26 protein-coding genes are annotated in these 26,337 nt (G+C 70.9%); 11 read left to right on the top strand and 15 right to left on the bottom strand.

Annotated elements, in window-relative coordinates:
- Window positions 1–17 precede the first annotated feature (17 nt).
- Complete coding sequence (locus tag OG542_RS34275) at window positions 18–920, bottom strand: LysR family transcriptional regulator (RefSeq protein ID WP_328415919.1); 903 nt, start codon at window positions 918–920, stop codon at window positions 18–20.
- Between the two features lie 75 nt (window positions 921–995).
- Here OG542_RS34275 and OG542_RS34270 point away from each other — a divergent pair, with 75 nt between their 5' ends.
- Window positions 996–1,955 (top strand): DMT family transporter, encoded by a 960-nt coding sequence (locus tag OG542_RS34270; RefSeq protein ID WP_328415917.1) that lies wholly within the window; start codon window positions 996–998, stop codon window positions 1,953–1,955.
- On the opposite strand, the gene OG542_RS34265 is transcribed toward OG542_RS34270, so the two are convergent.
- The gene (locus OG542_RS34265) at window positions 1,946–3,313 is read right to left on the bottom strand and encodes an aminotransferase class I/II-fold pyridoxal phosphate-dependent enzyme (protein WP_328415915.1); all 1,368 of its coding nucleotides are present in this window, start codon (window positions 3,311–3,313) and stop codon (window positions 1,946–1,948) included. The two genes, OG542_RS34270 and OG542_RS34265, sit on opposite strands and share 10 nt — an antisense overlap.
- 36 nt (window positions 3,314–3,349) lie before the next feature.
- Here OG542_RS34265 and OG542_RS34260 point away from each other — a divergent pair, with 36 nt between their 5' ends.
- Window positions 3,350–4,036, top strand: a complete 687-nt coding sequence (locus OG542_RS34260) for a pyridoxamine 5'-phosphate oxidase family protein (RefSeq protein WP_328415913.1) — start codon at window positions 3,350–3,352, stop codon at window positions 4,034–4,036.
- 75 nt (window positions 4,037–4,111) lie between these two features.
- Here the strand turns inward: OG542_RS34260 and OG542_RS34255 are convergent, their stop codons facing one another.
- The 3 genes from OG542_RS34255 to OG542_RS34245 all read right to left on the bottom strand — a co-directional run bounded on the left by OG542_RS34255 (window position 4,112) and on the right by OG542_RS34245 (window position 6,920).
- Entirely contained in the window at window positions 4,112–5,053 is a 942-nt protein-coding gene (locus OG542_RS34255; protein ID WP_328415911.1) for a DMT family transporter, read from the bottom strand.
- Between the two features lie 218 nt (window positions 5,054–5,271).
- A complete protein-coding gene (locus OG542_RS34250; protein WP_408057879.1) occupies window positions 5,272–6,228 on the bottom strand; it encodes an EamA family transporter in 957 nt (318 codons plus the stop codon).
- Window positions 6,229–6,362: 134 nt separating this feature from the next.
- Complete coding sequence (locus OG542_RS34245) at window positions 6,363–6,920, bottom strand: Clp protease N-terminal domain-containing protein (protein ID WP_328415907.1); 558 nt, start codon at window positions 6,918–6,920, stop codon at window positions 6,363–6,365.
- A 217-nt stretch (window positions 6,921–7,137) separates the two neighbouring features.
- On the opposite strand from OG542_RS34245, the gene OG542_RS34240 reads away from it, so the two are divergent.
- On the top strand, window positions 7,138–7,566 hold the full coding sequence (locus OG542_RS34240) for a type II toxin-antitoxin system Rv0910 family toxin (RefSeq protein ID WP_328415905.1): 429 nt from the start codon (window positions 7,138–7,140) through the stop codon (window positions 7,564–7,566).
- 67 nt (window positions 7,567–7,633) lie between these two features.
- On the opposite strand, the gene OG542_RS34235 is transcribed toward OG542_RS34240, so the two are convergent.
- The 3 genes from OG542_RS34235 to OG542_RS34225 all read right to left on the bottom strand — a co-directional run bounded on the left by OG542_RS34235 (window position 7,634) and on the right by OG542_RS34225 (window position 10,043).
- On the bottom strand, window positions 7,634–8,269 hold the full coding sequence (locus OG542_RS34235; RefSeq protein WP_193482077.1) for a PadR family transcriptional regulator: 636 nt from the start codon (window positions 8,267–8,269) through the stop codon (window positions 7,634–7,636).
- Between the two features lie 94 nt (window positions 8,270–8,363).
- Entirely contained in the window at window positions 8,364–9,368 is a 1,005-nt protein-coding gene (locus OG542_RS34230; RefSeq protein WP_328415903.1) for a HEAT repeat domain-containing protein, read from the bottom strand.
- Window positions 9,369–9,374: 6 nt separating this feature from the next.
- Window positions 9,375–10,043 carry a HEAT repeat domain-containing protein gene (locus OG542_RS34225; RefSeq protein ID WP_328415901.1) on the bottom strand — a complete coding sequence of 223 codons (669 nt, stop codon included), beginning with the start codon at window positions 10,041–10,043 and terminating at the stop codon, window positions 9,375–9,377.
- Between the two features lie 160 nt (window positions 10,044–10,203).
- Between OG542_RS34225 and OG542_RS34220 the strand changes: the two genes are divergently transcribed.
- Window positions 10,204–11,022 carry a PhzF family phenazine biosynthesis protein gene (locus OG542_RS34220; RefSeq protein WP_328415899.1) on the top strand — a complete coding sequence of 273 codons (819 nt, stop codon included), beginning with the start codon at window positions 10,204–10,206 and terminating at the stop codon, window positions 11,020–11,022.
- 62 nt (window positions 11,023–11,084) lie between these two features.
- Here OG542_RS34220 and OG542_RS34215 read toward each other — a convergent pair whose 3' ends face one another.
- Window positions 11,085–11,888, bottom strand: coding sequence for a CPBP family intramembrane glutamic endopeptidase (locus OG542_RS34215; protein WP_311130533.1), 804 nt, complete (start codon window positions 11,886–11,888; stop codon window positions 11,085–11,087).
- 82 nt (window positions 11,889–11,970) lie between these two features.
- Window positions 11,971–13,488 carry a glutamate-cysteine ligase family protein gene (locus OG542_RS34210; RefSeq protein WP_328415897.1) on the bottom strand — a complete coding sequence of 506 codons (1,518 nt, stop codon included), beginning with the start codon at window positions 13,486–13,488 and terminating at the stop codon, window positions 11,971–11,973.
- A 561-nt stretch (window positions 13,489–14,049) separates the two neighbouring features.
- Between OG542_RS34210 and OG542_RS34205 the strand changes: the two genes are divergently transcribed.
- The 3 genes from OG542_RS34205 (at window position 14,050) to OG542_RS34195 (ending at window position 16,468) form a co-directional block, all read left to right on the top strand.
- On the top strand, window positions 14,050–14,634 hold the full coding sequence (locus OG542_RS34205; protein WP_311130231.1) for a hypothetical protein: 585 nt from the start codon (window positions 14,050–14,052) through the stop codon (window positions 14,632–14,634).
- Between the two features lie 386 nt (window positions 14,635–15,020).
- On the top strand, window positions 15,021–15,227 hold the full coding sequence (locus OG542_RS34200; protein WP_193482070.1) for a DUF5999 family protein: 207 nt from the start codon (window positions 15,021–15,023) through the stop codon (window positions 15,225–15,227).
- Between the two features lie 209 nt (window positions 15,228–15,436).
- On the top strand, window positions 15,437–16,468 hold the full coding sequence (locus OG542_RS34195) for a LacI family DNA-binding transcriptional regulator (RefSeq protein ID WP_328415894.1): 1,032 nt from the start codon (window positions 15,437–15,439) through the stop codon (window positions 16,466–16,468).
- A 228-nt stretch (window positions 16,469–16,696) separates the two neighbouring features.
- Here OG542_RS34195 and OG542_RS34190 read toward each other — a convergent pair whose 3' ends face one another.
- The 4 genes from OG542_RS34190 to OG542_RS34175 form a co-directional block, all read right to left on the bottom strand.
- Window positions 16,697–17,761, bottom strand: a complete 1,065-nt coding sequence (locus OG542_RS34190; protein WP_311130233.1) for an endo-1,4-beta-xylanase — start codon at window positions 17,759–17,761, stop codon at window positions 16,697–16,699.
- A gap of 69 nt (window positions 17,762–17,830) precedes the next feature.
- A complete protein-coding gene (locus OG542_RS34185; RefSeq protein ID WP_229872965.1) occupies window positions 17,831–18,595 on the bottom strand; it encodes a carbohydrate ABC transporter permease in 765 nt (254 codons plus the stop codon).
- Window positions 18,596–18,666: 71 nt separating this feature from the next.
- Window positions 18,667–19,665 (bottom strand): carbohydrate ABC transporter permease, encoded by a 999-nt coding sequence (locus OG542_RS34180; RefSeq protein ID WP_184599476.1) that lies wholly within the window; start codon window positions 19,663–19,665, stop codon window positions 18,667–18,669.
- 6 nt (window positions 19,666–19,671) lie between these two features.
- Window positions 19,672–20,964 (bottom strand): extracellular solute-binding protein, encoded by a 1,293-nt coding sequence (locus OG542_RS34175; protein ID WP_328418218.1) that lies wholly within the window; start codon window positions 20,962–20,964, stop codon window positions 19,672–19,674.
- A 443-nt stretch (window positions 20,965–21,407) separates the two neighbouring features.
- On the opposite strand from OG542_RS34175, the gene OG542_RS34170 reads away from it, so the two are divergent.
- Window positions 21,408–23,387, top strand: coding sequence for an APC family permease (locus tag OG542_RS34170; protein ID WP_328415892.1), 1,980 nt, complete (start codon window positions 21,408–21,410; stop codon window positions 23,385–23,387).
- Between the two features lie 6 nt (window positions 23,388–23,393).
- On the opposite strand, the gene OG542_RS34165 is transcribed toward OG542_RS34170, so the two are convergent.
- Complete coding sequence (locus tag OG542_RS34165; protein ID WP_328415890.1) at window positions 23,394–23,999, bottom strand: DUF1707 SHOCT-like domain-containing protein; 606 nt, start codon at window positions 23,997–23,999, stop codon at window positions 23,394–23,396.
- A gap of 128 nt (window positions 24,000–24,127) precedes the next feature.
- Here OG542_RS34165 and OG542_RS34160 point away from each other — a divergent pair, with 128 nt between their 5' ends.
- From OG542_RS34160 to modB, 3 genes are all read left to right on the top strand, one after another.
- A complete protein-coding gene (locus tag OG542_RS34160; protein WP_142165137.1) occupies window positions 24,128–24,523 on the top strand; it encodes a TOBE domain-containing protein in 396 nt (131 codons plus the stop codon).
- Between the two features lie 159 nt (window positions 24,524–24,682).
- Window positions 24,683–25,498 carry a molybdate ABC transporter substrate-binding protein gene (gene modA / locus OG542_RS34155; protein ID WP_328415884.1) on the top strand — a complete coding sequence of 272 codons (816 nt, stop codon included), beginning with the start codon at window positions 24,683–24,685 and terminating at the stop codon, window positions 25,496–25,498.
- Window positions 25,495–26,331: a molybdate ABC transporter permease subunit gene (gene modB, locus OG542_RS34150; RefSeq protein WP_328415882.1), complete on the top strand. Its 837-nt coding sequence runs from the start codon at window positions 25,495–25,497 to the stop codon at window positions 26,329–26,331. The genes modA and modB overlap by 4 nt, the downstream gene beginning before the upstream one ends.
- The last annotated feature ends 6 nt before the right edge of the window (window positions 26,332–26,337 follow it).

Below are 26,337 nucleotides of genomic sequence, written 5' to 3'. Positions count from 1 at the left end.
GCCCGCGCTCGGAGCGCTCAGGCGACGCTCTTCCCTGCCGCCCGCAGGGCCTTGACCGCGGCCCGGATCGACGGGCGGCGGTCGGCGTCCGCACGCCAGACGACGTACACATGCCGCCGGACCCGCTGCCTGACCGGGACGGTCACGACGCCGTCGGGCACCGGGTGGCGGCCGAGCAACGGGGCGATGCACACCCCGAGGCCCGCTGCGACCAGCCCGAGCTGTGTATGGGTCTCGGCGGCGCGATGGCCGACCATCGGCTCGATGCCCTTCGAGCGGAGCGTGAACATCAGCCACTCATGGCAGAACTCGCCCTCGCCCCAGGTGATCCACTCGTCGTCGGCGAACTCGGCGAGGTCCACCTCGTCCCGCCCCGCGAGCCGGTGGTCCACCGGCATGGCCACGTCGGCGGGGTCGTCCAGGATGGGCGCCTTGACCAGGCCGTCGGGCAGCGCCATCGGCTTGTTGTACCAGTCGAGCACCACGGCGAGGTCGAGGTCGCCGCGCACGACGCCGGCGATGCCGCGCTCCGGTTCCAGCTCGCAGGAGCGCAGCCGGAGCGCGGGATGCCGCTCGCGCAACGCGGACAGCGCGTGCGGGACCAGGCCGCGGGCGGCCGTCGGGAACGCCGACACTCTGAGCTCGCCTACGACCTGCCCGCGCTGCGCCTCCAGGTCGGACCGGGCGAGTTCGACCTGGGACAGGATGCGCGCGGCATGCTCGGCGAGCAGTCGGCCCGCGTCGGTGAGCCGCACGCCCCGGCCGTTCTTGGCGAGGAGTTGCTGGCCGACCTCCCGTTCCAGCTTGGACATCTGCTGGGAGACGGCGGAGGTCGTGATGTGCAGGCCCTCGGCCGCGCCGCTGACCGAGCCGTGCCGCGCGAGGGCGTCGAGGGTGCGCAGGCGCTCCAGGTTCAACATATAAGCAATGCTACGCATTATCGGGTGCGAAATCTCGATTGTGCTACGCGGTTCCGTTCCAGCATCGTGGCTTCCATGACCACCGTCACCGCCACGCCCGGCCGGCTCACCACGGCCTCGCCCGAACGGCCCCGGCACCGCCTCGGCTGGCGTCTCCGCTTCGCCGCGCTGTCCCTGATCTGGGGCTTCAGCTTCCTGCTCATCAAGGTGGGCACCCAGGGGTACGCGCCGTTCCAGGTCACACTCGGCCGACTGGTGTTCGGCACGGCGGTGCTGGCCGTCGCGATGGCGGTGCGCCGCGAGCGGCTGCCGCGCGGGGCGCGCACCTGGGGGCATCTGGCGGTCGCCGCGTTCCTGCTCAACGCCCTGCCGTTCTCGCTGTTCGCGTACGCCGAACTGACCATCCCGTCCACCCTGGCGGGCATCTGCAACGCGACCTCGCCGCTGTGGGGCATGGCGCTGTCCCTGGTCGCCCTGTCGGAGGACCGCCCGACCCGGGTGCGGGTCGCGGGGCTCGGCCTGGGCTTCCTCGGGGTACTCACGGTGCTGGGCGCCTGGCAGGGCTTCCACGGCCTGGACGCCACCGGCACGGCACTGGCCCTGCTGGCCTCCCTCAGCTACCCGATCGGCTGGATCTACGTCCGCCGCACCCTCGCCGGCACGAGCCACTCGCACCTGTCCATGACCGGCGCGCAGTTGCTGCTCGCGACGGTCCAGCTGACCGTCGTCACCCCGCTATTCACCACCCTGCCCAGCGGTGTGCCCGTCGTGCCGCTGCTGGCGATCGCCGCCCTGGGCGCCCTGGGCACGGGCCTCGCCCTGCTCCTCCAGTACGGCCTGGTCGCCGAGGTCGGCCCGACGACCGCCCAGATGGTCACCTACTTCATCCCGGTCATCGCCACGGCCGCGGGCGTCGCACTCCTCGGCGAGTCGCTCGCCTGGTCGACACCGGTCGGCGCGGTGATCGTACTGACGGGTGCGGCCCTCACGCAGGTCCGGCCGAAGCCCAGGACACAGCCGGGGCCTCAGACGTAGCTCCACGCCGGGGCCGGGCCGAGCGCCGAGGCGATCGCGTCGGCCAGCACCTCGATCTCACCCCCGTTCCCCTTCTCGCCCCCGTCCCCGCTCCCGTTCTCGGCCAGCGTCGAGACGGTGACCCGGATGCCGGGCGGTGCGCTCATCCGGAAGCGGGCCCCCGGAGCGACCGCCCATCCGGCGTGCTGCAGCCGGGCGACAGCTCCGGTCTCGTCCGGCACGGGCACCCACACATTCATTCCGCTGCGCCCGTGTGCCGCGACACCCCGGCGGCCGAGCGCTTCGATCAGCGCGTCCCGGCGCCGCCCGTACGCCGCCGCCACCTCGCGCGTGTCCACCGCCCCGTCGGCCCACAGCCGCACCAGGGCCCGCTGCGTCAGCCGACTCACCCACCCCGGCCCGAGGCGCTGCCGGCCACGGACCCGGTCGACGGTGACGGCGTCGCCGGTGAGCAGGGCGAGGCGCAGATCGGGGCCGTAGGCCTTGGCGGCCGAGCGCACGAAGGCCCAGTGCCGGGTGACGCCGGCGAGGGGGTGGAGGGGGATGTCGACGATGCCGTGGCCGTGGTCGTCCTCGATCAGCAGGGTCTCCGGGTGTTCCCGGAGCACAGACCGCAGGGCACGCGCGCGCGTGGCGCTCACCGCGGCACCGGTCGGGTTCTGCGCCCGGTCCGTGACGATCAGGGCCCGGGCCCCGGCCTCCAACGCCCGGCGCACGTCCTGCGCGTACGGCCCGTCGTCGTCGACGCCGACGGGAACGGTCCTGAGCCCGAGCGCCGGCACGAGGTCGAGGGTGCGGCCCCAGCCGGGGTCCTCGACGGCGACGGTGTCGCCGGGCTTGAGATGGGCCGCCAGCACGCGTTCGACGCCGTCGAGTGCCCCGGAGACCACCGCGAGCGGCCCGTCCGGCACCCCGTCGGCGTCGAGGCCGGCCCGCGCGATCCGGGCCAGCTCCGGCTCCACGGGGTCCTCTCCGTAGAGCACGGGCGCACGGTCGGCCTCGGCGGCCGCCGCCGCGAACGCGGCCGCGAGCGGCGGGAGCAACGCCGGGTCCGGATTGCCCGCAGCCACATCACGCACACCCTCGGGGACGTCCACCCGGATCTGGTCCCGCCCGGTCGTGGCCGGCGCCGACCGCACCCGACTGCCGCGCCGGCCGGCGGTCTCGATGACCCCACGCTCACGCAGGGTCCGGTACGCGGCCGCGACCGTGTTGGGATTCACCCCCAACTGCTCCGCCAACACCCGCATGGGCGGCAGCAGTTGATTCGGCAGCAGCTCACCGGCCCCCACCGCCCGCTCGACGCTCGCGGAAATGTCCGCCGCACGGCGCCCGCTGATCCGATAGTCTCCTAGCACAAAGCTGATTATGCACTAGTGCAATGGAGCGCGCCAATGCAGGGGACCGCACAGACGCCGTCGCAGCCCGCCACCGCCTACGCCCCGACCGACCGCACCGTCCCCACCCGCTCCCCCAACCGGGCCTCGTACGACAGGGAACTGGTGCACGCGATACTCGACGAGGCCTACGTCTGCCACCTCGGGTTCGTCCGCGACGGCGCGCCGGTCGTGCTGCCCACGCTGTTCGCCCGGGTCGGCGAGCGGCTCTACGTGCACGGCTCGACGGGCTCGCGCCCGCTGCGGGCGGCCGGCCAGGCCGACCCGGGCCTGCCGGTCTGCCTGACCGTCACGCACGTCGACGGCCTGGTCCTGGCCCGCTCGGCCTTCCACCACTCGATCAACTACCGCTCCGTGATGGTGCACGGCGTAGCCCGCGACGTGACGGACCCCGAGGAGAAGCGGCTGGCCCTGGACGCGCTGGTCGACCAAGTCGTGCCGGGCCGCGCCGCCGACTCCCGCCCGGCCGACAAGAAGGAACTGGCCGCCACCGCCGTGCTCCGCCTGGACCTGGACGAGGTCTCCGCCAAGCTCCGCACGGGCGGAGTGAACGACGGACCGGAGGATCTCGGCCTCCCGCACTGGGCCGGTGTGGTCCCGGTCGGGAAGACCTACGGCACACCGATTCCCGACCCGGGCCTGGCTCCGGGCACAGAGCTGCCTGACTATCTGAAGGGCAACTGACCCGCAGGGGCGCCGGGCTGTGCTGATGTGCGGCTCCGCCGCGTGGGGGCGACCAGCCACAGCCCGCAGCCGCCGTCACACCAGCACTGCCCGCTCCTTGGGCGTCCGCGCCTCCCCCACCGCAAGCCCCGCGACCGACCCGAGCATCAGCAGGGTCCCAGCCACCGTCGCCACCGTGAGGCGCTCCCCGAGCAGCACAACGGCGAGCACCGCCGCACTCACCGGCTCGAGCAACATGATCACCGAGACGGTGGCCGACCGCACAACGGCCGCCCCCGCGAAGTAGAGGCCGTAGGCGAGGGCCGTCGGCACGGCGGCGACGTACGCCAGCAGCACCAGGAGCCGCCCGGGCTCCTCGGTGTGCGGCAGCAGCCCTTCCGCCCAGGCGAACGGCAGCAGACACAGGCTCGTGACGGCGAAGGCCCCGACGGTCGTCCGGGACGCGTCGGCGCCGCCGTCACGTCCCCACCGGCGGGTGAGCACCGTCATCGCGCTGTACCCGCCCGCGGACAGCAGCGCGAGCAGCACACCCCACGGGCGTACGGCAGTGTCCCCGCCGCCGAGGACGAGGACCGCGAGCCCCGCGAGGGCACCCGCGACGGCGACGGATCCGCCCCGGCCCAGGCGTTCGGCCAGGGTCAGCCGGGCGCCGAGCGCGATGAGCACGGGCCCGGCGCCCAGGGTGACGACGGTGGCGACGGCGAGGCCGGTGGCGGAGACGGCCGCGAAGTAGGCGGTCTGGAAGACCGCGAGCCCGAGCCCGGTGACCCCGGCCCGCAGCGCCCGGCGGCCGAGCGGCTCGCGTACGGCCGTCCCGGCGCGCGGCCGCACGAGGCGGACGGCGAGCAGCAGGACGAGGCCGGCCGCGCAGCGCCAGAAGGAGAGGGCGACGGGCCCCATGTCACTGGCCCGGTAGACCAGGGAGGCGGCGGCGCCCGCGGTGCCCCAGGCGACACCGGCGACGATCAGATAGAGGAGGCCTCGCCCGACGGGCAGGCCGGAGGAAGTGTTCGACACGTGTTCTCTCCGCAGACGCGCACGACGCGCCGCGCGGAACGAGCGGCGGCGGGTGCGCGGAAGTTCGGGAAGGACCCCGGATCAGCGGGGTCCGCGGACTTCGTCTGCGGGCAGCACCGTTCGGCCCGGCGGCGACACGCCGGACGCGGTTTCCGGAGGGCCCGCCTCAGGCGGCCGGAGGCGGAAGAACGAGTGCGTGGGACGGCATGATCGACACCCTATGCGGCCGTTCCGGGGGTGGACAACTCCCTTTCCGGGCCGCCACTGGCCACCGGCCGTTCGGAACCCTTCGCGGGCGTCGAGGACTGCGCGATGAACGCGCCCACCAGCACGATGACGCCACCGGCGATCTGCGGCGCCGACAGGTGCTCGCCGAGCAGGACCCAGGCCAGGACGGTCGCGATGACCGCTTCGAGACAGGCCACGACACCGGCGACCTGCGGGGAGAGCCGGCGCACGGAGACCACGCCGGTGACGTACGCGACGACCGTGGCGACCAGGACGATCCAGGCCAGCAGGACCACGGCGGCGACGGGCGTGCCGTCCATGCGGGCGGTGCCCGTGAGCACGGACCAGTCCATGGTCCAGGGCCGGGCGACGGCGGTCAGCACGGCCGCGCCGACGAGCAGGCCGTAGGCGATGACGCCGAGCGGGTCGGGTGCTTCGGCCCCGGCGTCGCTGCCCTGGTCGGAGAGGACGAAGTAGCCGACCTGGCAACAGGCCGCGCCCAGCGCGAGCAGCAGCCCCAGGGCGTCGAAGCCGAGGCCCGACCACACCTCGACGACGCACGCGAGTCCTCCGACCGCGAGGACGACACCGACCGCGGCCGCACGTGTCACGGGCCGCCGCTGCACGAACCGCACCCAGCCGAGCACGAGCGCGGGCGCCAGGTACTCGATGAGCAGCGCCACCCCGACGGGGATACGGGAGAGCGCGGCGAAGTAAAAGGCCTGGACACCGGCGACGGCCAGCAGCCCGAACCCGGCGAGGAGTCCGGGGCGGCGGCGCAGCAGCGCGCGGTGGCGTATGGCGAGCGGCAGCATCACCAGGGCGGCCCCGGTCACGCGCAGCCACACCACGTGCAGCGGGTCCAGGCCCGCCTCGATCAGCGGCTTGGCCGCGACTCCGGATCCGCCGAAGGCGACCGCGGACAGCAGCGCGAGGCCGAGCCCCATGCCCCTGCCGTGCCTGCTCGGACTGCTCTCAGTGGTACGCACCGGCACATGATGGCAGGCCCCGACAGGAGCGTCACGCCCTAAGGCACCTGTCTCACTGCCTGGACGGGACGAACGCTCCGGGCAGGGACCGGTCAGTGCGTGGCTTCGCCGCCTCCGGCCCGCTCCCCGGGCCGGCCGGACCAGCCGTCGAGCCGGGCGAGCACCTCGTGCGGGTCGATCCCGGCGCGTTCGAGCACCTCGACCGCGCGCGCCTGCGAGTCGACGACGATCGCCGCGAGCAGGTCGATGCCGCGGGCCGGTCCGCCGCGGTGTGCGGCGCGTTCGCAGGCGTACTCCATCGATGCCGCGGCCAGCGGCGAGAACCCCGCGCTCTCCGTCACCACGGGGACGGCGCCGGAGTCCTCGACACCGCTCTGCCAGCGCAGGCCGTAGCCGATGCTGCGCTGGACGAGATAGCCCAGCAGTCGCGCGATCCGCGGTCCGTCACCGAAGACGGCACGCGCCTCGGGGTCGGAATCCAGCAGCGAGTGGAGCAGATGGGCGGTGTCGATCTGCCGGTCCCCGTCCCTGACCGCCCGGCGACGGGCACCGCCGATCACCGACGCCAGCTCGTCACTGAGCCTGGCATCGTTCTCTGCGCGGTGGATGCCGTGCTCAGGGGCCGACTGCCGGGGGATACGGGGTTGCACATCCCCTACCCCATCAGTCCCGCGAGCCCGGGTCATCCTCGGCGGGGAGCATTTTCGCGTCCCACAGGAAGTGGACTTCGCCGGCCGGAATCTCCTCCTTACGGAGGACATCAGGCTGTTCTCCCCGCCGGCCCACCATGTCTGACTGTTCGTCAGTATTGAACATTGCGGCCGCCAAGGCTACGTTCCGCGACACCCGAGACGAAGAGGTGGTCGCATGGCCGAAGTCAGCGCGGAGGCACGCATCGGGGCGCCGGCCGAGAAGGTGTGGGCCAGGCTCACGGACTGGTCCGCGTACGGCGAGTGGAACGCGACCCACACCAGCTTCCCGGCGGGCGGCCCCGAGAGCCTGGAAGTGGGCGCGACCTTCCGGGAGAACATGCGGCTGATGAACTTCCCGGCCGAGGTGGAGTGGACCGTCGAGGAACTCGAACCGGCCCGGGTGCTCGCCATCCGCGGCCAGGGCCCGATGGCCGTGACCGTAGGGACGCGATACACCCTCACTCCCGACGGCGACGCGACGACGGTCCGCATCGACGGCGAGTTCACGGGTGCGGCCGTGTCGTTGATGGCGGGCAAGCTCAGGGACTCGGCCACGGCGGCACTGAACGAGTCACTGCGCAAGCTGGACGGGCTGGTGACCTGACACCCCGGCACGAGGAAGCGCCCCCCGGATCACTCCAGGGGGCGCCTGCGCCACGAGGGGCCGGCCCTCAGTCCTCGTCGGCGAGGATCAGGTAGAGCTTCTTGCGGGCTTCGTTGATGACGCCGAGCGCCTTCTCCCGCTGCTCCTTGCTGCCGGTCTTCCAGACCTGGCCGAAGGCCTCCATCAGCCCGAAGCCGGCCTGGCGGATCTCGCCGAGGGCCTCCCAGTCGACCCCGCGGGAGGCCTCCTCCCAGGGCGCCTCGGGTCCCTCCTCCGCCGCCGTGCGGCCCGCCTCGGTGAGCGAGAACAGCTTCTTGCCGCCCTCGGACTCGCTGATGATGAGGCCCTCGTCCTCCAGCAACTGGAGGGTGGGATACACCGAGCCCGGGCTGGGCTTCCACGCCCCGCCGCTGCGCTCGGCGATCTCCTGGATCATCTCGTAGCCGTGCATGGGCCGGTCCTTCAGCAGGGCGAGTATCGAGGCCCGCACGTCACCGCGCCGCGCCCTTCCCCTCGGCCCGCCGCGCCCTCGACCGCCCCAGGGGCCGGGACCGAAGCCCGGACCACCGGGCCCTCCCCAGCCGGGACCACCAGGACCGCCGGGCCCGAAGGGACCGAAGGCCGCACGCAGCCCTTCGAAGCCGCCCCGGCCGTGACCGCGTCCGCCGTGGCCATGTCCGTGCTCGTAACCGTGGGTACGCATCGCAACCACTCTCCATTCCATCGTTGATCTGTCGCGATACCTCAACGATATATCGGTAGTGTTCGCAAGGCAAGGCCATGCCGGACGAGCGGCTTCAGCGGGCGTCGCGAATCCCGAGAATGTACGTGGCAGTCAGTACGACGAGGCGGTCTTCGTCCTGTGCCAGATCGGCGAGGGCACGGGACGCCGTGGGCCCCGGGATGTCCGCGAGCGCCTGGGTCAGCCGCCGACGCGCGGACGGTTCGGCGGTGCCGTGGGCGAGGCGGTCGACGAGCCCGGCGGCGATCCGGTCCGCCGACTCGGGATCACTCGCCAGCGCGCCCAGCGCATCGGCCGCGTCGACGTCGTTCGCCTCCTCGACGACCATGTCGATGAGCGTCGGGACGGCTTCGTCCACTCCACGTGCCCCGAGCGCCAGCGCCGCGTACCTGCGGACCACGATGTCGGGATGCGCGAGAGCGTCCCGCAGCAGTGCGGTCGCCTCACCGTCCGGCATCTCGGCGAGGGACTGGACGGCACGTTTCCGGATCTCGGCCACGGGTGAGGCGAGGCCCTCGGCGAGCAGGGCCGATCCGCCCTCGCCCGATTGCGCCAAAGCCCATCGAAGGGCTCCGGCGACGTTCGGGTCCGTCTCGCTCAACGCTGCCTCGACCAGGGCTTCCACCGGCCGCGCAACCTCTTCGACCGAGGAGAGGGCCGCGCGTTGGCGCGTCCCGGCGCTCTTCGATCCCAACGCGTGGAGGAGCCCGACGATCTGGAGGACGTCCTCCCAGCCGGCGGGTTCCGCGGCACCGATCCGACGGAGTCGCGTGAGCAGCTCCGTCTCACTCGCGATGCGCTCTCGCGTCCGGTGGACGAGGTCGTCGACGAGCTCCGAGGGCCGGAAGCCGGGATCGTCCAGCGCGCGCCCGGCCTCACGCAGCGACAGCCCCAGTGACCGCAGGCTCTCGATATGGAAGATCCGCCGGATGTCCTCGCCGGAGTACGCGCGATAGCCGGCGTCGGTACGGCCCGTCGGCCTCACCAGGCCGAGCGACTCGTAGTGCCTGAGCATGCGGGCGCTGACCCCGGACCGTCGTGCCACCTCACCGATCAACACTGCCTGTCATCCCTCCTGGCTTGCCGCGCCGAGGGCGACGACGCGCTTCGCCTCCTCGATCGCGGACTCGAATCCGGCATCCGGGTCGCGCCACAGCCGTTCCGTGGCGAACGCGTGCTGACGCACACGGGGGTCGGGGTCCGTCATCGCTGCGCGCAGGGCCGGCGTGCTCGGCTCTCCGAGCGCGATCAACGCCCGGCTGAGGCTCGACCGCGTCTCACGCCCGCCCCGTCCGAGCTGTGCCGCCAGCACTCCGGCCAGCACGGGTTCTTCGCCTTCGGGCACGAGGGCGACCGCTGCTCGCCAGGCGCTCCGCGCCACCTCGTCGTCGGGGTCGGTCAGCAGCGCCCGTGTGATCGCAGGCCACGCTCGCCGGTCCCCGATCTTGGACAGCGTGTGCAACGCCTGGCTTCGTGCCTGTGTACGCTCCGCGCGCAGTTCATCGATGAGTCTGGGGACCGTCATGGACGATGAGTGGCGGGTGAGCGCCCACGTGAGCATGTCGCGCACGTAGAACTCGGGCTCGATCGCGCATCGTTCGATGAGCTTGTCGACGAACCGGGGATCCGGGGTCGTGCCGGCCGCCAGCGCTGCCTGCAGCCGGACCGAAGAGCCGCGGTTCTCCAGCCCCTGGAGAGCTCGCGTCGGGTTCGTGTCCTCTTGCCGCATGGTCATCGGAACCACCTCCTCGGCCACAGTGAAGACCTTGTCACTGTGTCAAGGTCAAGCGGAGCGACGCCGAGAGAGCCGGTGCGGGCCGACCGGGCCGTGAATCGGGCCAGGACTCGTGAATTGGCCTTGGTCCACGGCCTCGACGGGCCTCTAGCGTCGGGGCATGCGGATACGAATCGTCGATGCCTTCACCGACCGTCCCTTCACCGGCAACCCGGCCGGGGTCATGCTCCTGAACGACGCGGACGCCTTCCCGGACGACAGCCGGCTGCAGAACATCGCCCTGGAGGTCAACCACGCCGAGACGGCCTTCGCCCATCCCCTCCCCGAGGGCGGCGAGGCCGACTGGGCGCTGCGCTGGTTCACGCCGGCCGCCGAGGTCGCGATGTGCGGCCACGCGACCCTCGCCACCGCCCATGTCCTGTACACCAGCGGCGCCCACGAGGGGCCGGTGCGGTTCGCCACCCGCAGTGGCGTCCTCATCGCCACGCCCGCCGGCGACGGCTCCGTCACCATGGACTTCCCGACGGCACCGCTCACCCGGGTCGACCCGCCCCGCGGCCTCGCCGAGGCTCTGGGAGCCGAGCCGCTGACGGTCCTCGACACCGGCCCGAACGTCGGCGATCTGCTCGTCGAGCTCGCCGACGAGAAGACCGTGCACGGCCTCGGCCCCGATCTCAAGGCCCTCGCCGCCCACTCCGCGCGCGGCGTCATCGCCACGGCCCGCGCGGAAGACCCGGCCCGGGGCTACGACTTCGTCTCGCGCTGCTTCTTCCCGAACGTCGGCATCGACGAGGACCCGGTGACCGGCAGCGCCCACACAGCGCTCGCCCCGTTCTGGTCCGAGCGCCTGGGCCGCCCCGGGCTCACGGGCCTCCAGGCCTCACGCCGCTCCGGCCTCGTCCGCACGGAACTGCGCGGCGAGCGCACCCTGCTGACGGGCAGGGCGGTCACCGTCATCGAGGGCGAGCTCCTGGCCTGAGACGACGGGGCCGTGTGAAACGAGGGGCGTACGACACCGTCGTGCGCCCCTCCCCCGTTCCTTCACGCCGTCGGGAGCCACCCGACCTTGCCGGCGAGCAGCGCGTACCCGACGAACGCCCCGATGTCGAGCAGCGAGTGCGCCACCACGAGGGGGCCGACGCGTCCCCAGCGGCGGTACAGATAGACGAAGACGACGCCCATGGCCAGGTTCCCGATGAATCCGCCGATGCCCTGGTAGAGGTGGTACGAGCCGCGCAGCACCGAACTGCCGGCCAGCGCGGCCATCGGAGTCCAGCCCAGTTGTCCGAGGCGGCGCAGCAGATAGCCGACGACGATCACTTCCTCCAGCACCGCGTTCTGGATCGCGGAGAGGATCAGCACGGGGTACTTCCACCACACGCCGGGCAGCGCCTCCGGCACCACGGTGAGGTTGAAGCCGAGGCCGCGGGCCGCGAGGTAGAAGGCGATGCCGGTGCTGCCGATGACCGCCGCGATCGCCGCGCCGCGGCCGAGGTCGGGCCAGGGGCGGGTGCGGTCGAAGCCGATGGTGCGCAGACTCGCGCCCTCGCGCAGCAGGAAGTGCGCGACGAGCGCGACGGGCACGAGCGCCGTGGTGATCCCGAAGAGCTGCCAGGCGAGGTCGAGCCAGGGACGGCCGGGCGCGGCCGAGGCGTTCATCGTGGCCGCCTGGTCCTTGAGCCCGCCGGGCTTGGTGACCGAGCCGATGAAGCTGATCAGGGCGGAGACTCCGCTCGCCCCCAGCGAGAGCGCCAGCACGAGCAGGGTCTCGTTGCGCAGCATCCGCCGCGAGAGCCGCTGCTGGGGAATGGAATCGTCGGCCACCGGGCTCGCCTCCGCCTGCACACCTGCCTCCACTTCACCGACCTGTCGGAAACGATCTGTCGGATCAGTATGAAGGCAGCAGAATGTCACCCCCGGCGGCGCGTCAGCCCAGCGGCACCGGCTCCGGCAGGCCCACCGGCCAGGTGTGTACCGGATCCCCCTTGTGCATCAGCTCCCGGTAGCGCCGGGTGGTGGCGGCCAGCGCGGCCTCCCGCGTGTGGCCCGCGTCCAGCGCCTTGTGGAAGGTCGCGGCCTGCCAGCTCGCCCCGTTCACCCGGCGCCGGCACCGTTCCTCGATCACGCCCAGGTACAGGTCGCGGTCGGCCGGCTCGACACCCCACGCGTCCAGCCCGGCCTCGGCGAGCGGGAGCAGTTCGTCCCGTACGAGGCTCACCGCGTCGACCTGCGTGGTGCCGCCGTACCGGCCGCGCCGGGGCCAGGTGAAGCGGGCGTCGATGCCGTCCTTGCAGGCGGCGTCGAAGTTGGCGGCGGCCGCCTCGAACGGCAGCCGGGTCCACACCGGCCGGGGCTCCTCGGCGAGGGCGCGGACGACGCCGTAGAAGAACGCCGCGTTGGCGACGACGTCGGTGACGGTGGGCCCGGCGGGCAGGACGCGGTTCTCCACGCGCAGGTGGGGGACGCCGTCGGCGATGCCGTAGACCGGGCGGTTCCAGCGGTAGATCGTGCCGTTGTGCAGGACGAGCTCGGCGAGCGTCGGGGTGCCTCCCCGGTCGAGCACCTCGAGCGGGTCCTCGTCGTCGCAGATCGGCAGCAGGGCCGGGTAGTAGCGGAGGTTCTCCTCGAAGAGGTCGTACGCCGAGGTGACCCAGCGCTCGCCGAACCAGGTGCGCGGCCGGACGCCCTGGGCCTGGAGTTCGGGCGGGCGGGTGTCGGTGGACTGCTGGAACAGTGGGGGCCGCGACTCGCGCCACAGCTCGCGGCCGAACAGGAAGGGCGAGTTGGCGCCGACCGCGATCTGGGCGGCGGCGACCGCCTGGGCCGCGTTCCACACATCGGCGAACCGGCCCGGGGTGACCTGGAGGTGCAGTTGCACGGAGGTGCAGGCGGCTTCCGGCGCGATGGACTTCGAGGTGCACGTGAGGTGCTCCACGCCCGCGATGTCGAGGGTGAACTCCTCGCCCCGGGCGGCCACGATCTGGTCGTTGAGGAGGGTGTAGCGGTCGACGTCGGAGAGGTTCGACGACACCAGGTCGTCCCGGTCGAGGGTCGGCAGAATGCCGATCATCACGATTCCCGCGTCGACTTCCCCTGCTTTTCGGTCGGCATATGCCAGTGACGTACGGAGTTCCTCCCCGAGCCGGTCGAATACCCGCCCCCCCAGGCGATGTGGAGGAATGTTCACTTCCAGGTTGAACATGGCGAGTTCTGTTTGGAAGTCCCGACTCGCGATACGTTCCAGGACTTGCGCATTCAACATTTTCGGCATGCCGTCGGTGCCCGCGAGATTCAATTCGATCTCCAGCCCCATGAGGTTCTTCGGGCGATCGAACCGCTTCTCCGCCAGGAGCCGCTCCAAGCCCGTCAGACACCGACGGAGCTTGTCGCGGTAGCGCTGGCGATCGGACAGGTCGAACCGCCCTGCCACGACCTTCTCCCCCATCGAAGCGTCCCTCCTCGGATGATGCGAGCCTGAGATCCGGCCGCCGGGGTCACGGTCAGGTGGAGGATGCCCAGCGAAAGCGATCGATAACGTCCCGGACGGGCCCGCCGACCGCTACGCTGGTCGCGTGTGACCAGTGGCACATTCACTCGGCATGTCGCACAGGACAGGTTTCGGTGTCCGCTCGGTGTCCGCGAACTCGTGAAAAACGCCGACGAGAATGGGCCGACCGGTTCGCGGACATTCGCCGAGGTCATCACCTCACACCCCCGCCTGGAATCGGGATAATTCTCGCGTATCGCCGACCGAATGTACCCTTGTTCTACTCACCGGAAACGGCTAGGCGAAACCCAGTCTGATCCCGTGTCGTATAAACTCCGCGAACAAGGCAGAAGCTTGGCGCCCACGGTCGATGGGTCCTGCCGTCGAAGCGGTGATCGGCGGACCCCACCCCCTCTCGCTCATGAGACCCGGCCCTGCCTCTGTCGACCCTCGTGAGCAGACAGCGCCGTCCGCCCCCGCCCTCGTGCCACCGTGCCTTTGAATGAGAGGCGACCCACCATGCCGCTGCATGTCCCCCCGGCTCCCGCGCCCGCACTCCGTTCCGTCCTGACCGCGCTCTCCTCGCCGACCGCGGTCCGGGAGGCCCGGACTCCCTCCCTGCTCCGCGCCCAGGGACCCGTCGCAGCCGAGCTCCCGCTGCCCGTCCACGTTCTCGACCGGGTCACGGCCGAGGGGGTATCGGCCACCCGGCTGGCCGGGTGGCGCTTCCTGATCCACTGCGGCGAGCGTGCCGTGGCCGCGGCGGAGACCATGCTGACCCCCGACGGCTGGGCCTTCTCCCACTTCTTCGAAGGCCCGTACATCACCTCGACCGAGCACGCCCTGCGCCAGGCCGAGACGATGCCGCAGCCGTACCAGCCCCGCCTGCTGTCGGTGCCCAGCCTGTACATGCTGACGCTCTGGCTGCACGAGGACTGCACCGCGGACGGTGCCGCCGGCCACCCCGCCGCCACCGACCTGCTCGTCCCGCTGGCGCCCGCGCCTCCCGGCATCGCGGCACATCGCCCGCACCGCGTCGCCGAGCTCCTCCCGGTGCTGACCCACCGGGCGACTCCCACGCGACTGCTCGGCTCACCCGCATGAAACGCCACGCGTGAAGCTTTCCGCACCCCGTCGCCGAATTCCCGGCGACGGGGTGCGGGCTTTTTATCGCTCGTACGAGCACCTAATAGCTCGTACGAGCCGGAAAGCCCCCGACCCGATCTGACTAGCCCTATCCGGCCACTGTGAACCACCCGAAGTGACAGCCCAGTTGGGATGAACCGTCCGCGCGGGTGATGCGTCCTGAATCTGTGAGAAGCGGTGCCGCTAAATCCCTGCGGAATGACGCCCGTGGGGCAACACTGGGTTCCGACGACTTATCACGGGGGGCGGCCATGAACGACACTTCTAGCCGCGGAACAGACACGGCGACCGGCTCAGACAACTCGGTCACCTCATCCATCACGACAGAGCGAAAGATCCCACCCATGTGCCAGCACCAGACACCATGCTCGTCAGCCGAATCCGCCGACCGGGAGTCCGCCCGTCTCGTGGCGCACCACCCGGAGCAGGGGTGGAGCCTGCTGTGCAACGGCGTGGTGCTCTTCGAGGACACCGGTGAGCTTCTGCCGGACGGCCGGGTCATCGCCCCGCACCGTCCGCTGGCCGGCAGCCAGGTGATGACGGCTGCCTGAGGGCCGCCGGGCGGGGTGACGCCCGCCGCAGATATGAGGGGCCGGCCGCGGGACACCCTGCGAACCGGCCCCGACGCATGTCCGGGGGTTGTCACTCCCCGTCACCTGCTGCGACTTCCCGTTCCTGGCTCGTACGCCTTCCCACGGATGACCGTTTTCCGGAAGACTCCTGGAAGTTTCGCGGTCACCCGTCGACGGAGGTGGGGCAAGTGGCAGCACGTGAGGCCGACGCCGAGGGCAAGGTCACGATCACGGAGATCGCCCGGCAGGCCGGCGTGTCCGTGCCGACCGTGTCCCGGGTCGTCAACGGCCGGTCCGACGTGTCGCCACAGACCCGGGCGCGGGTCGAGGACCTGCTGCGCCGGCACGGCTACCGCAAGCGCCCCGCGGCCCCGGGCACCCGTGCGGCCCTGCTCGACCTGGTATTCAACAACCTCGACAGCCCCTGGGCCGTGGAGATCATCCGCGGGGTCGAGGAGGTCGCGCACGCGGCCGGGGTCGGCACGGTGGTGTCGGCCATCCACGGGCGTTCGGGCGACGCCCGCGAGTGGATGCGCAACCTCCGGGCCCGTGCCTCCGACGGCGTCATCCTCGTCACGTCCGCGCTGGAACCGATGCTCCACGAGGAGCTGCGGATCCTCGGCGTCCCGCTGGTCGTCGTCGACCCGGCGGGCTCCCCCGCCCTGGACGCGCCCACGATCGGCGCCGCGAACTGGTCGGGCGGCATGGCCGCCACCGAACATCTGCTGTCCCTCGGCCACCGCCGGATCGGCCTGATCGCCGGCCCGCCGCGCCTGCTGTGCTCCCGGGCCCGGCTGGACGGCTATCGAGCGGCCCTCGAAGGCGCGGGTGTCGCGATGGACACGTCCCTCGTCGTCCCCGGCGACTTCCGCCCCGAGTCCGGCTTCACCGCCTGCAACACTCTGCTCGAGCTGCCCGAGCCGCCGACCGCCGTGTTCGCCGCCAGCGACCAGATGGCACTCGGCGCGATCGAGGCACTGCGGCGGCGCGGGCTGCGGGTGCCGCAGGACATGAGCGTCGTCGGTTTCGACGACCTTCCGGAAGTCCGCTGGTCGGCTCCCCCACTGACCACGATCCGCCAGCCCCTCGCCGACATGGGCAAACTGGCCGTCCGCACGGTCCTCGGTCTGAGGCGCGACGAACAACCGGACTCCCCACGGGTGGAACTGGGAACGGACCTGGTGATACGCGCCAGCACGATGCCCCCGGGGCAGGTCTGACCTGGAGCCGGGCGCGGCACCGACCGTCCGGCACCGCCGACCCCGCCCGTGGCGCCGCCGTCCCTGCGGCGGGCCGGACCCGACGGACCGGGATCCGGCCCTGCCACCCGGGGGAGCACACCCCCCGACCGCGAGTCCCTGTACCCGACCGCTGATGTCGCCCGCCGCCCGGGCTTGCCCGAATGGCGCCCCGCCGAACCCCCTGCAGCAGGGCGCCCCCCGCCCCCGCTACCTCCCCCCGAGCGCCTCACGCAGCGCGAAGTACGCCGGCTTCGGCCTGAGCTGTTCGTCCCACGGCAGGGCCGCGCCCTCGCCCGGGAAGAACGGCGGGATCCAGGAGTACTTGTCGGTGTAGTCCCAGAGGGTGACTCCGACGCACCGGCGTACCGCCAGGCACGCCTCGGTCAGGTCCCGGTACCACTCCGCCTGCTGTGCCAGCTTCTCCTCGGTAGCGGGCAGTTGCATCCGTACGTCGACCTCGGTGAGCGCGGTGTCGAGGCCGAGCCGGGAGAAGCGGCGGAGGTTGTCCTCCAGCGTGGTGGGATAGCCGTACTGGAGGGCGAGGTGGGCTTGGAGGCCGATGCCGTGCAGCGGGACGCCCTTGGCCTTCAGCTCCTTGGCCAGCTTGTAGTAAGCGTCGCTCTTCGGGCCGATCCCCTCGATGTTGTAGTCGTTGAGGTACAGCTTCACACGTGGATCGGCCTGATGCGCCCAGCGCAGCGCGTCGGCGATGTACCCGGGCCCGAGCGTCTTGTAGAAGACCGACTCCCGGTACGTACCGTCCTCGTTGAACGCCTCGTTGACGACGTCCCAGGCGAACACCTTGCCCCGGTAGTGCCGTACCTCCGCCTGGACGTGCTTCTTCAGCACGGCCCTCAGCTCCGGCGCGGTCCACTCCCGCCCTGTGAGCCACTCGGGCAACTGGCTGTGCCAGACCAGGGTGTGGCCGCGCACCTTCTGCCGGTTGGCACGGGCGAGGTTCACGATCTCGTCGCCCTGGGAGAAGTCGAACACACCCTGCTGCGGCTCGGTCGCGTACCACTTCATGCCGTTGCCGGGCGTGATCTGGTCGAACTCGCTGCCGAGCAGGGCCTTGTACGGCGCGTCGACGAGTTCGGGGTTGTCGGTCGCGCTGCCGAAGTAGCGGCCGTGCCGCTGGGCGAGGTCCGCGAGGGTGGGTTCCTTGCCGTACTCCTCGCCGGCCTGTGCCGCCGGGCCGGTGGCGATGCCTCCGGCCACCAGCACGGCGGCCAGCGTCCCGGCGAGTCTGAGCCGTATGGCGGTCCTGCGCATGGTGCGACTCCTCACGATCAGATCGGATCAGATCAGGTGGGTGGGTGAGCCGTACGTCCGCGGGGCGTGTCAGCCCTTCGTGGCGCCCGCGGTGAGGCCGCCGACGAGCTGGCGCTCGGCGACCGAGTAGAAGGCGAGTGCGGGAACCATGGCCAGCACCAGATAGGCGAAGACCTTGGCGTACTCCGCGGAGTACTGCCCCTGGAACTGCTGTACGCCGATCGGCAGCGTCCACCACTGCGCGTCGGTGAACACCAGCAGCGGCAGGAAGAAGTTGTTCCAGCTGGTGACGACGGCCAGCACCGAGACCGTGCCGAGCGCGGGCCGCGCCATGGGCAGCAGCACCCGCCAGAAGAAGCCGAACGAACTGCAGCCGTCGAGCGTGGCCGCTTCCTCCAGCTCACCGGGGATCTGCCGGAAGAAGCCCCGCAGGATGATGATGGTCATCGGCAGTCCGAAGGCCGCCTGCGGGAGGATCACTCCGAGGGGGTTGTCCAGCAGGCCCAGGGAGCGCAGCAGCAGGAACAACGGCAGGGCCGCCACCGCGAAGGGGAACATCAGCCCCATCGTGAACAGCGTGAACAGCACTTCCCGGCCACGGAAGGCGAACCGCGCGAAGGAGAAGGCCGACAGGGCCGAGACCGCGACGACCAGGACGGTCGTGCCCACCGCGATCAGCGTGCTGTTGCCGATCAGCCGCCAGAAGTCCCCCGAGCCGAGGATCTGGGTGTAGTTGGAGGTCACCCACGACTCGGGCAGACCGACCGGGTTGCGGGACAGCTCGTCGGTGGACTTGAAGCCGGAGAGCGCGGCGTAGAGCAGGGGGACGGCCATGACCGCGCCGACGACGACCAGGACGAGGTGCAGAGGCGCACTCCCGCCCCTGCGGGACTTCCGACTGACCGTCACTTTCCGTCACCCCGCATGGTCGTGGTGGCCCCTTCCAGATCGCGCCGGAGCACGAAGCGCTGATAAACGAGGGCGAAGACGAGGCTGATGCCGAACATGACCACGCTGATCGCGCTGGCGTAGCCGACCTGGTAGCGCTTGAAGCCGTACTGGAACATGGTCACGGCCATGGTCTCGGAGTGGTGGTCCGGGCCGCCCGCGGTGGTCACCCACACCAGGTCGAAGAGCTGGATGGCCCCGATGACCGACAGGAAGACGCTGATGCGCAGCGTGGGCGCGAGCAGCGGCAGCGTCACGCTGCGGAAGCGCTGCCAGGGACCTGCCCCGTCGATGAGCGCCGCCTCGGTCAGCTCTTTGGGGACGGCCTGGAGCCCGGCCAGGTACAGCATCATGTGGAAGCCGAAGTACTTCCAGGTCATGACCAGGAACAGGGTCGCCATGACCGTGGACGGGTCGGCGAACCACTCCCCGCCGAGCCCCTCCAGCCCGATCCTGCCGAGAAGTTGGTCGGCGAAGCCGTCGTCCGGGGCGAAGATCATGCCGAACAGGACACCGGTGATCGCCTCGGACAGGACGTACGGGGCGAAGAACAGCATCCGGTACACCGCCCGGCCGCGCATGCGCTGGTTGAGCAGGACGGCCATGGCGAGCGCGAACGGCAGCTGAAGGACGAGCGACAGCACCACGAGGACCAGACAGCGCCACAGGTCGCCCAGGAAGACCTCGTCCTGGAAGAGCCGGGTGAAGTTCTCGCCGCCGATGTAGTCGGAGGGCATGCCGAAGCCGCCCCAGCGGAAGAACGCGGCGTACAGGGCGAAGAGCATCGGCAGCAGCACGAGCCCCATGAACAGCACCAGGGCGGGCAGCTGGAAGCCTGTCGCGGTCAGCCAGTTCAGTGCGCGTCGCCGGGCCCGGCTCCGGGCCCGGTCCGCGGCCGGGGGCGGGAGGCCGGCATCGGGGCCGGTCCGTTTGTCCGGCAGGAACGTAGAGGTCATCGCCGGCTACTGCTCTTCCTTCGCGGTCCTGGTGATCGACTGGGCGACCTGCCCGGGGGACTTGGAACCGGCGATGAGCGCGGCGACGCTGTCGTTGACCTCTTGGCCGACGGCGGGCGCGTAGGCCTGGTCGAGGTAGAGCTGGAAGCCGGTGGTTTTCTTCAACTGCTCCTGTACGGCCTTGATGTTGGGGTCGGCGATGGCGCTCTCGGCCGCCGGGACCACGGGGAGGACTCCGGTCTTCTTGACCAGTTCCAGGTCGGTGGCCTCGGACGCGAAGAACTTGAGGAAGTCGACGGCCGCCTGCGGGGCGCCCCGGCGCAGGGCGTGTCCGCCGCCTCCGCCGAACACCTCGGTGATGGCGCCCTTGCCGCCCTCGACCGCGGGGAACGGGAAGAAGCCGAGGTCCTTGCCGAGGCCCTTGCCCGCGTCGGCCTGCACCACGGGGGCCCACTGGCCCATGAGCTCCATGGCGGCCTTGCCGTTGCCGACGGCGGCGGCCTGACCGGTGGGTGTGGAGTAGGCGGCGCCGAGGAAGCCCTTCTGGAACGGCTGGAGGCCGACGAGTTCGTCGAGGTGCTCTCCCGCCTCGACGAAGGGGGCGCCGGTGAAGTCCTTGTCGTCGTAGGCCTTCTGCAACGCGTCGGCGCCTGCGGTGCGCATCGCGAGGTAGGCCCAGTAGTACATGCCGGGCCACTTCTCCTTGCCGGCCAGGGCCAGGGGCGTGACGTCGGCGGACTTCAGCTTCCGCACGGCGTCGAGGAAGCCGGTCCACGTGGTCGGGGGCGCGCTGATACCGGCCTTCGCGAAGAGCGCCTTGTTGTACCAGAAGCCGATCATGCCGATGTCGAACGGGATGCCGTAGACCTTCTCGTCGAACAGGTACGGCTCTCTGGCGGCCGGGAGGAGGGCGTCGCCCCACGGCTTGGTGCTGTCCGTGAGGTCCTCGACGAGTCCGGCGTCGACCTGCTGCTTCAGCACTCCGCCGCCCCAGGTGTGGAAGATGTCGGGCAGCTTCCCGGAGGAGGTCAGGGCCGTCATCTTCGACTTGTAGGCGTCGTTCTCCTGCTGGACGATCTTTATCTTGACCTTGGGGTTCTGCGCCTCGAACTTGCGGGCGAGAGCAGCCCACACACTCTTCGCCGGCTCGGTGGTGGAGATGTTCCACCACTCGATCGTGGTCGTCCCCGACGACCCTCCGTCCGAGTCCCCACCGCATGCGGTCAGTGCCGTCGTCCCCAGACCGGCCGCGGCGGAAGCCGCCAGAAAGCCGCGGCGGGACAGTGCCGGGTCGCCCATCATGCTCCTCGAAAGTTTCGGGTGAACTTCAGAAAGCTGCGTCGTTGCCGCACCCTAGAGACAGCGGCCAAAGGGTGACAACCCCTCGCGCACGGTGAATCTGACCTCGATGCAAGAGTGGCAGTTGGGGCGAAACATTCGAAGTGCTGAACGAACCTTACGGAGTCAACCGATCTGCGATCACGCAGGGTGTTCAGATACGGGCCGACCGCGGACACGGCGCTGACGCACGGACAGGCCGCCCGGCAGCCACCCCACCCGCCCTCAGCTCGCGTTTCACACCCCCGGCACCCGACCGGAGCCGCCCTACGCCGAGTTTTAACGGAAGCTTGACGCGCTCAGCCCTCTCATCCTCGGGCCATGCCATCACGCTCCGCTTACGCTGATCGGGCCGTCCAGTGATGGCCGGAACTACCCTGCGCCGCCTCTCGGGAGCACCTTCGATGGCCACCACTGAGCACCCGTCACCGAGCCGTACGGAGCCCGCCCCACCCAGCCGCCTGCGTGCCTGGATGCTGGAGGGCCTGTCCGACATGGGCAAGGGCGGCGGCCACGCCGGGCCCCACGCCGAACCGGGGCCCCCGCACCAGGGCCGGCCCTGGTGGCGGGTGATGTGCCTGACCGGCGTCGACTACTTCTCCACGCTCGGCTACCAGCCGGGGATCGCGGCCCTCGCCGCCGGACTGCTCTCCCCGGTCGCGACGATCGTCCTGGTGATCGTCACACTGGCGGGCGCCTTGCCGGTCTACCGCCGGGTGGCCGAGGAGAGCCCCCACGGCGAGGGCTCGATCGCGATGCTGGAGCGGCTGCTCTCCTTCTGGCAGGGCAAGCTGTTCGTGCTGACCCTGCTGGGCTTCGCCGCCACCGACTTCCTGATCACCATCACCCTGTCGGCCGCCGACGCCTCCACCCACCTGGTGGAGAACCCGCACCTGCACAGCGCCCTGCACGACAAGCAGCTGCTCATCACCCTGATCCTGGTCGCGCTGCTCGGCGCGGTGTTCCTCAAGGGCTTCCTGGAGGCCATCGGCGTAGCGGTCGCCCTGGTGGGCGCCTACCTCGCGCTGAACGCGGTCGTGGTGGCCGTCGGCCTCTATCACGTGGTCACCGCCGGGCACGTGGTCGCCGACTGGTCCAGCGCCCTCACCACCCAGCACAGCAACATATTCGTCATGATCGGCGTCGCCCTGCTCGTCTTCCCGAAACTGGCCCTCGGCCTGTCCGGATTCGAGACCGGCGTCGCCGTGATGCCGCATGTCAAGGGCGACGACGGCGACACGGAGGAGAACCCGAAGGGCCGCATCCGGGACACGAAGAAGCTGCTCACCACGGCCGCTCTCATCATGAGTGTCTTCCTGATCACCACCAGCTTCATCACCACCCTCCTCATCCCCGAGAAGGAGTTCGAGGCGGGCGGCCAGGCCAACGGACGCGCACTGGCCTATCTGGCACACGACTACCTGGGCAACGCCTTCGGCACCGTCTACGACGTCTCCACGATCGCCATCCTGTGGTTCGCCGGCGCCTCCGCGATGGCCGGCCTGCTCAATCTGATGCCGCGCTACCTCCCCCGCTACGGCATGGCCCCGCACTGGGCCCGCGCCGTACGCCCCATGGTCATCGTCTTCACCCTGATCGCGTTCCTGGTCACCTGGATCTTCGACGCCGACGTCAACGCGCAGGGCGGCGCCTACGCCACCGGTGTGCTGGTCCTCATCAGCTCTGCCGCGATCGCGGTGACCATCGCCGCACGCAAGGCCCGGCAGCGGAACTGGACCATCGGCTTCGCGGTCATCTCCGCGGTGTTCCTCTACACGACCGTGCTCAACGTCATCGAGCGCCCGGACGGCGTGAAGATCGGCGCCTGTTTCATCGCCGGGATCATCCTGGTCTCCCTGCTGTCGCGGCTGGCCCGGGCGTTCGAGCTGCGCGTGACCAGCGTGTCGCTGGACGACATGGCGGAGCGCTTCGTCCGGGACATGGCCAGCCGCAGGATGCGGTTCATCGCCAACGAGCCCGACCGGCGCGACATCGCGGAGTACCGGGACAAGATCGAGCAGATCCGGCAGGACAACGACGTGCCCGGGCAGGAGGACTTCGTCTTCGTCGAGGTGACGGTCACCGACCCGTCGGAGTTCGAGGCGAGCCTGAGCGTACGCGGCGAGGTGCTCCACGGCCGCTACCGCGTTCTGACCCTGGAGTCCTCCTCCGTCCCCAACGCGCTGGCCGCCCTGCTCCTGCACACCCGCGACCTGACCGGCTGCACCCCGCACATCTATTTCGAGTGGACCGAAGGCGGACCCTTCACCAACCTCCTGCGCTTCTTCCTGTTCGGCCAGGGCGAGGTCGCCCCGGTGACCCGCGAGGTCCTGCGCGAGGCGGAACGCGACCGGAAGCGGCGGCCGAGGGTGCACGTCGGCTGACCGGCCTCAGCCGGCGGCTTTCCTCCTGCCGAATCCTCTCCGAGGCCGGCGCACCACGACCTGTCCGAAGCTGATCTCGCCGGTGATCCGCACACGCAGCACGACAGGCGCCTCGGCTGCCGCTCCCGCCCGGCGCGCCTTGATCTTGGAGTAGTTCAGCACCAGCGATCCGGTGTCCACCACGACACCCGGCCGGGTCACCAGCTTCAGGGCACCTCCGCCCATCTCCAGGTCGATGTGCAGGGTGTCCTGGGTGATCACCGCATCGGTGAAGTCGAGCGTCACCTCGCCGAACGACGAACGGATCTCCAAGCGCCGCGGCACCACCCAGGCGTCGCCGCGCCGGGTCGAGGCCCCCTGCTGCTCGATCCGGACGACGTCCTCGACCCCGACGGGGGTCTCCCCCACCACCTCGGGCAGATCCGTCGTGAGTACGGCCAGCTCGCCGACCGTACGGGCGGAGAGCGCGGCCTCCAGCCGCTCGTCGAGCTCCTCCATGGTCAGCCGGCCGTCGCCGGCGGCGACGCGCAGCACGTCCACGATCCGGTCGCGGTCCGCATACGAGGCCCGCACCTCGGGCGATCCCCCGGTACGCGAGAACTCTCCCGCCATCACAGCCCCCGATCTCCCTCGGGCACGGCACCCGACCCACCCGTTCGCCGACTAACGCTATATCGCGTCACACCCGACGGCCAACCCCGCATCCGCCGTTCCCCTCCCCCGCCCCTATCGTGACCGGCATGCAGTCCTACACGATCGGCCAGGCAGCGCGACTGCTCGGCGTGAGCCCGGACACCGCCCGGCGCTGGGCGGACGCGGGCCGCATCACCACCCACCGCGACGAGGCCGGGCGACGGCTCGTCGACGGACGGGACCTGGCCGCCTTCTCGGTCGAACTCGCCAGGTCCGGCACCGCCGAGGAGGACGCCCCCTACACCTCGGCCCGCAACGCCTTCCCCGGTATCGTCACCGCGATCAAACTCGGCGACGTCGCCGCCCAGGTGGAGATCCAGGCCGGCCCCCACCGGCTCGTCTCCCTGCTCACCCGCGAGGCCGTCGAGGAGCTGGGGCTGGAGGTGGGCATGGAGGCCACGGCCCGCGTGAAGTCGACGAACGTCCACATCGACCGCGTCTGAGCCCTGTACGTACGAACGCACATACGCACCCGTAGGGCCACTCCCCCTCGCTCATGCGAAGTGACAGGGGACTTCTACCTCGCAGATGCGTCAGTATGATCGACGTATCGGAAGGGCCCGGCGGGCTCTTCCTCCAGAGCACAGAGGGAGTGGCCCGAGATGACCCGTTCCGCGCACCGGACCCGCCGGATGCTCCAGGTCGCCGGTGTGTCCACCGCCGCGCTGCTGACCCTGAGCGCCTGCTCCTCCTCCGACACCGGTTCGGACAAGGGCTCCTCGGGGTCCTCGTCGCCGAAGCTCTCCGGCGAGGTCACCGTCTTCGCCGCCGCCTCCCTCGAGGAGAGCTTCACGACGCTGGGCAAGGAGTTCGAGAAGGACCACCCGGGCACCAAGGTCACCTTCAGCTTCGGCGGCAGCGACACCCTCGCCGCGAGCATCACCAGCGGCGCCCCGGCCGATGTCTTCGCCGCCGCCAGCACCAAGACCATGGCGGTCGTGACGGACAGGAAGGACACGGCGAGCCCGCCGGCCACCTTCGTCCGCAACCAGCTGGAGATCGCCACCCTGCCGGGCAACCCCGAACGGATCTCCTCCCTGAAGGACCTCGCCAAGTCCGGCCTGAAGGTCGTTCTGTGCGACAAGACGGTCCCGTGCGGTGCCGCCGCCCAGAAGGCGCTGGACGCCGGCGGCCTGAAGCTCACCCCCGTCTCGTACGAACAGGATGTCAAGAGCGCCCTGACCAAGGTCGAGCTGAAGGAGGCCGACGCCGCCGTCGTCTACAAGACCGACGTGCGCGCGGCCGGTGACAAGGTGGAGGGCGTGGACTTCCCCGAGTCGGCCAAGGCCGTCAACGACTATCCGATCTCCTTGCTCAAGAACGCCCCCAACCCCGACACTGCGAAGGCCTTCATCGCACTGGTGAGGTCCGCCGAGGGCCAGAAGGTGCTGTCCGGGACCGGGTTCCTCAAGCCATGACGAGCACCGACACCGTGGAGAGCCGGCCCCGTCGCGACCGCGTCGTCCGGCGCGGCCGCACGGTGCCGGTGCCCCTGCTCGTTCCCGCCCTGGCCGGCCTGGCCTTCCTGCTCCTGCCCTTGATCGCCCTGCTCGTCCGGGCGCCCTGGCGCAGCCTTCCCGAGCAGCTGACCAGCGCCGAGGTGTGGGAGGCGCTCCGGCTCTCCCTCGTCTGCGCCACGGCGGCGACGGGTCTGAGCCTGGTCGTCGGCGTGCCCCTGGCCTGGCTGCTGGCCCGCACGCACTTTCCCGGACGCGGTTTCGTGCGGGCCCTGGTGACGCTGCCGCTGGTGCTGCCGCCGGTCGTGGGCGGTGTGGCCCTGCTGCTCGCGTTCGGGCGCAACGGTGTGGTCGGGCAGTGGCTCGACTCCTGGTTCGGGATCACCCTGCCCTTCACCACGACGGGTGTGGTCCTCGCCGAGACGTTCGTGGCGATGCCCTTCCTCGTGATCAGCGTGGAGGGCACCCTGCGGGCCGCCGACCCGCGCTACGAGGAGGCTGCCACCACCCTGGGCGCCTCCCGCTTCACCGCGTTCCGCCGGGTCACCCTGCCGCTGATCGCGCCGGGCGTCGCGGCCGGTGCCGTGCTGGCCTGGGCCCGGGCGCTCGGCGAGTTCGGCGCGACGATCACCTTCGCGGGCAACTTCCCGGGCCGCACCCAGACCATGCCGCTCGCGGTCTACCTCGCCCTCCAGAACGACCCGGCCGCCGCGATCGCCCTCAGCCTGGTGCTGCTGGCCGTGTCCATCGCGGTACTCGCGGCCCTGCGCGACCGGTGGATGACGGCCTCCTGACACCCT

The organism is Streptomyces violaceus (assembly GCF_036014075.1).
Lineage (GTDB): Bacteria > Actinomycetota > Actinomycetes > Streptomycetales > Streptomycetaceae > Streptomyces > Streptomyces violaceus.
Note: the sequence above shows the minus strand (reverse complement) of the source record. Positions and strands in the feature narration are given on the sequence as shown.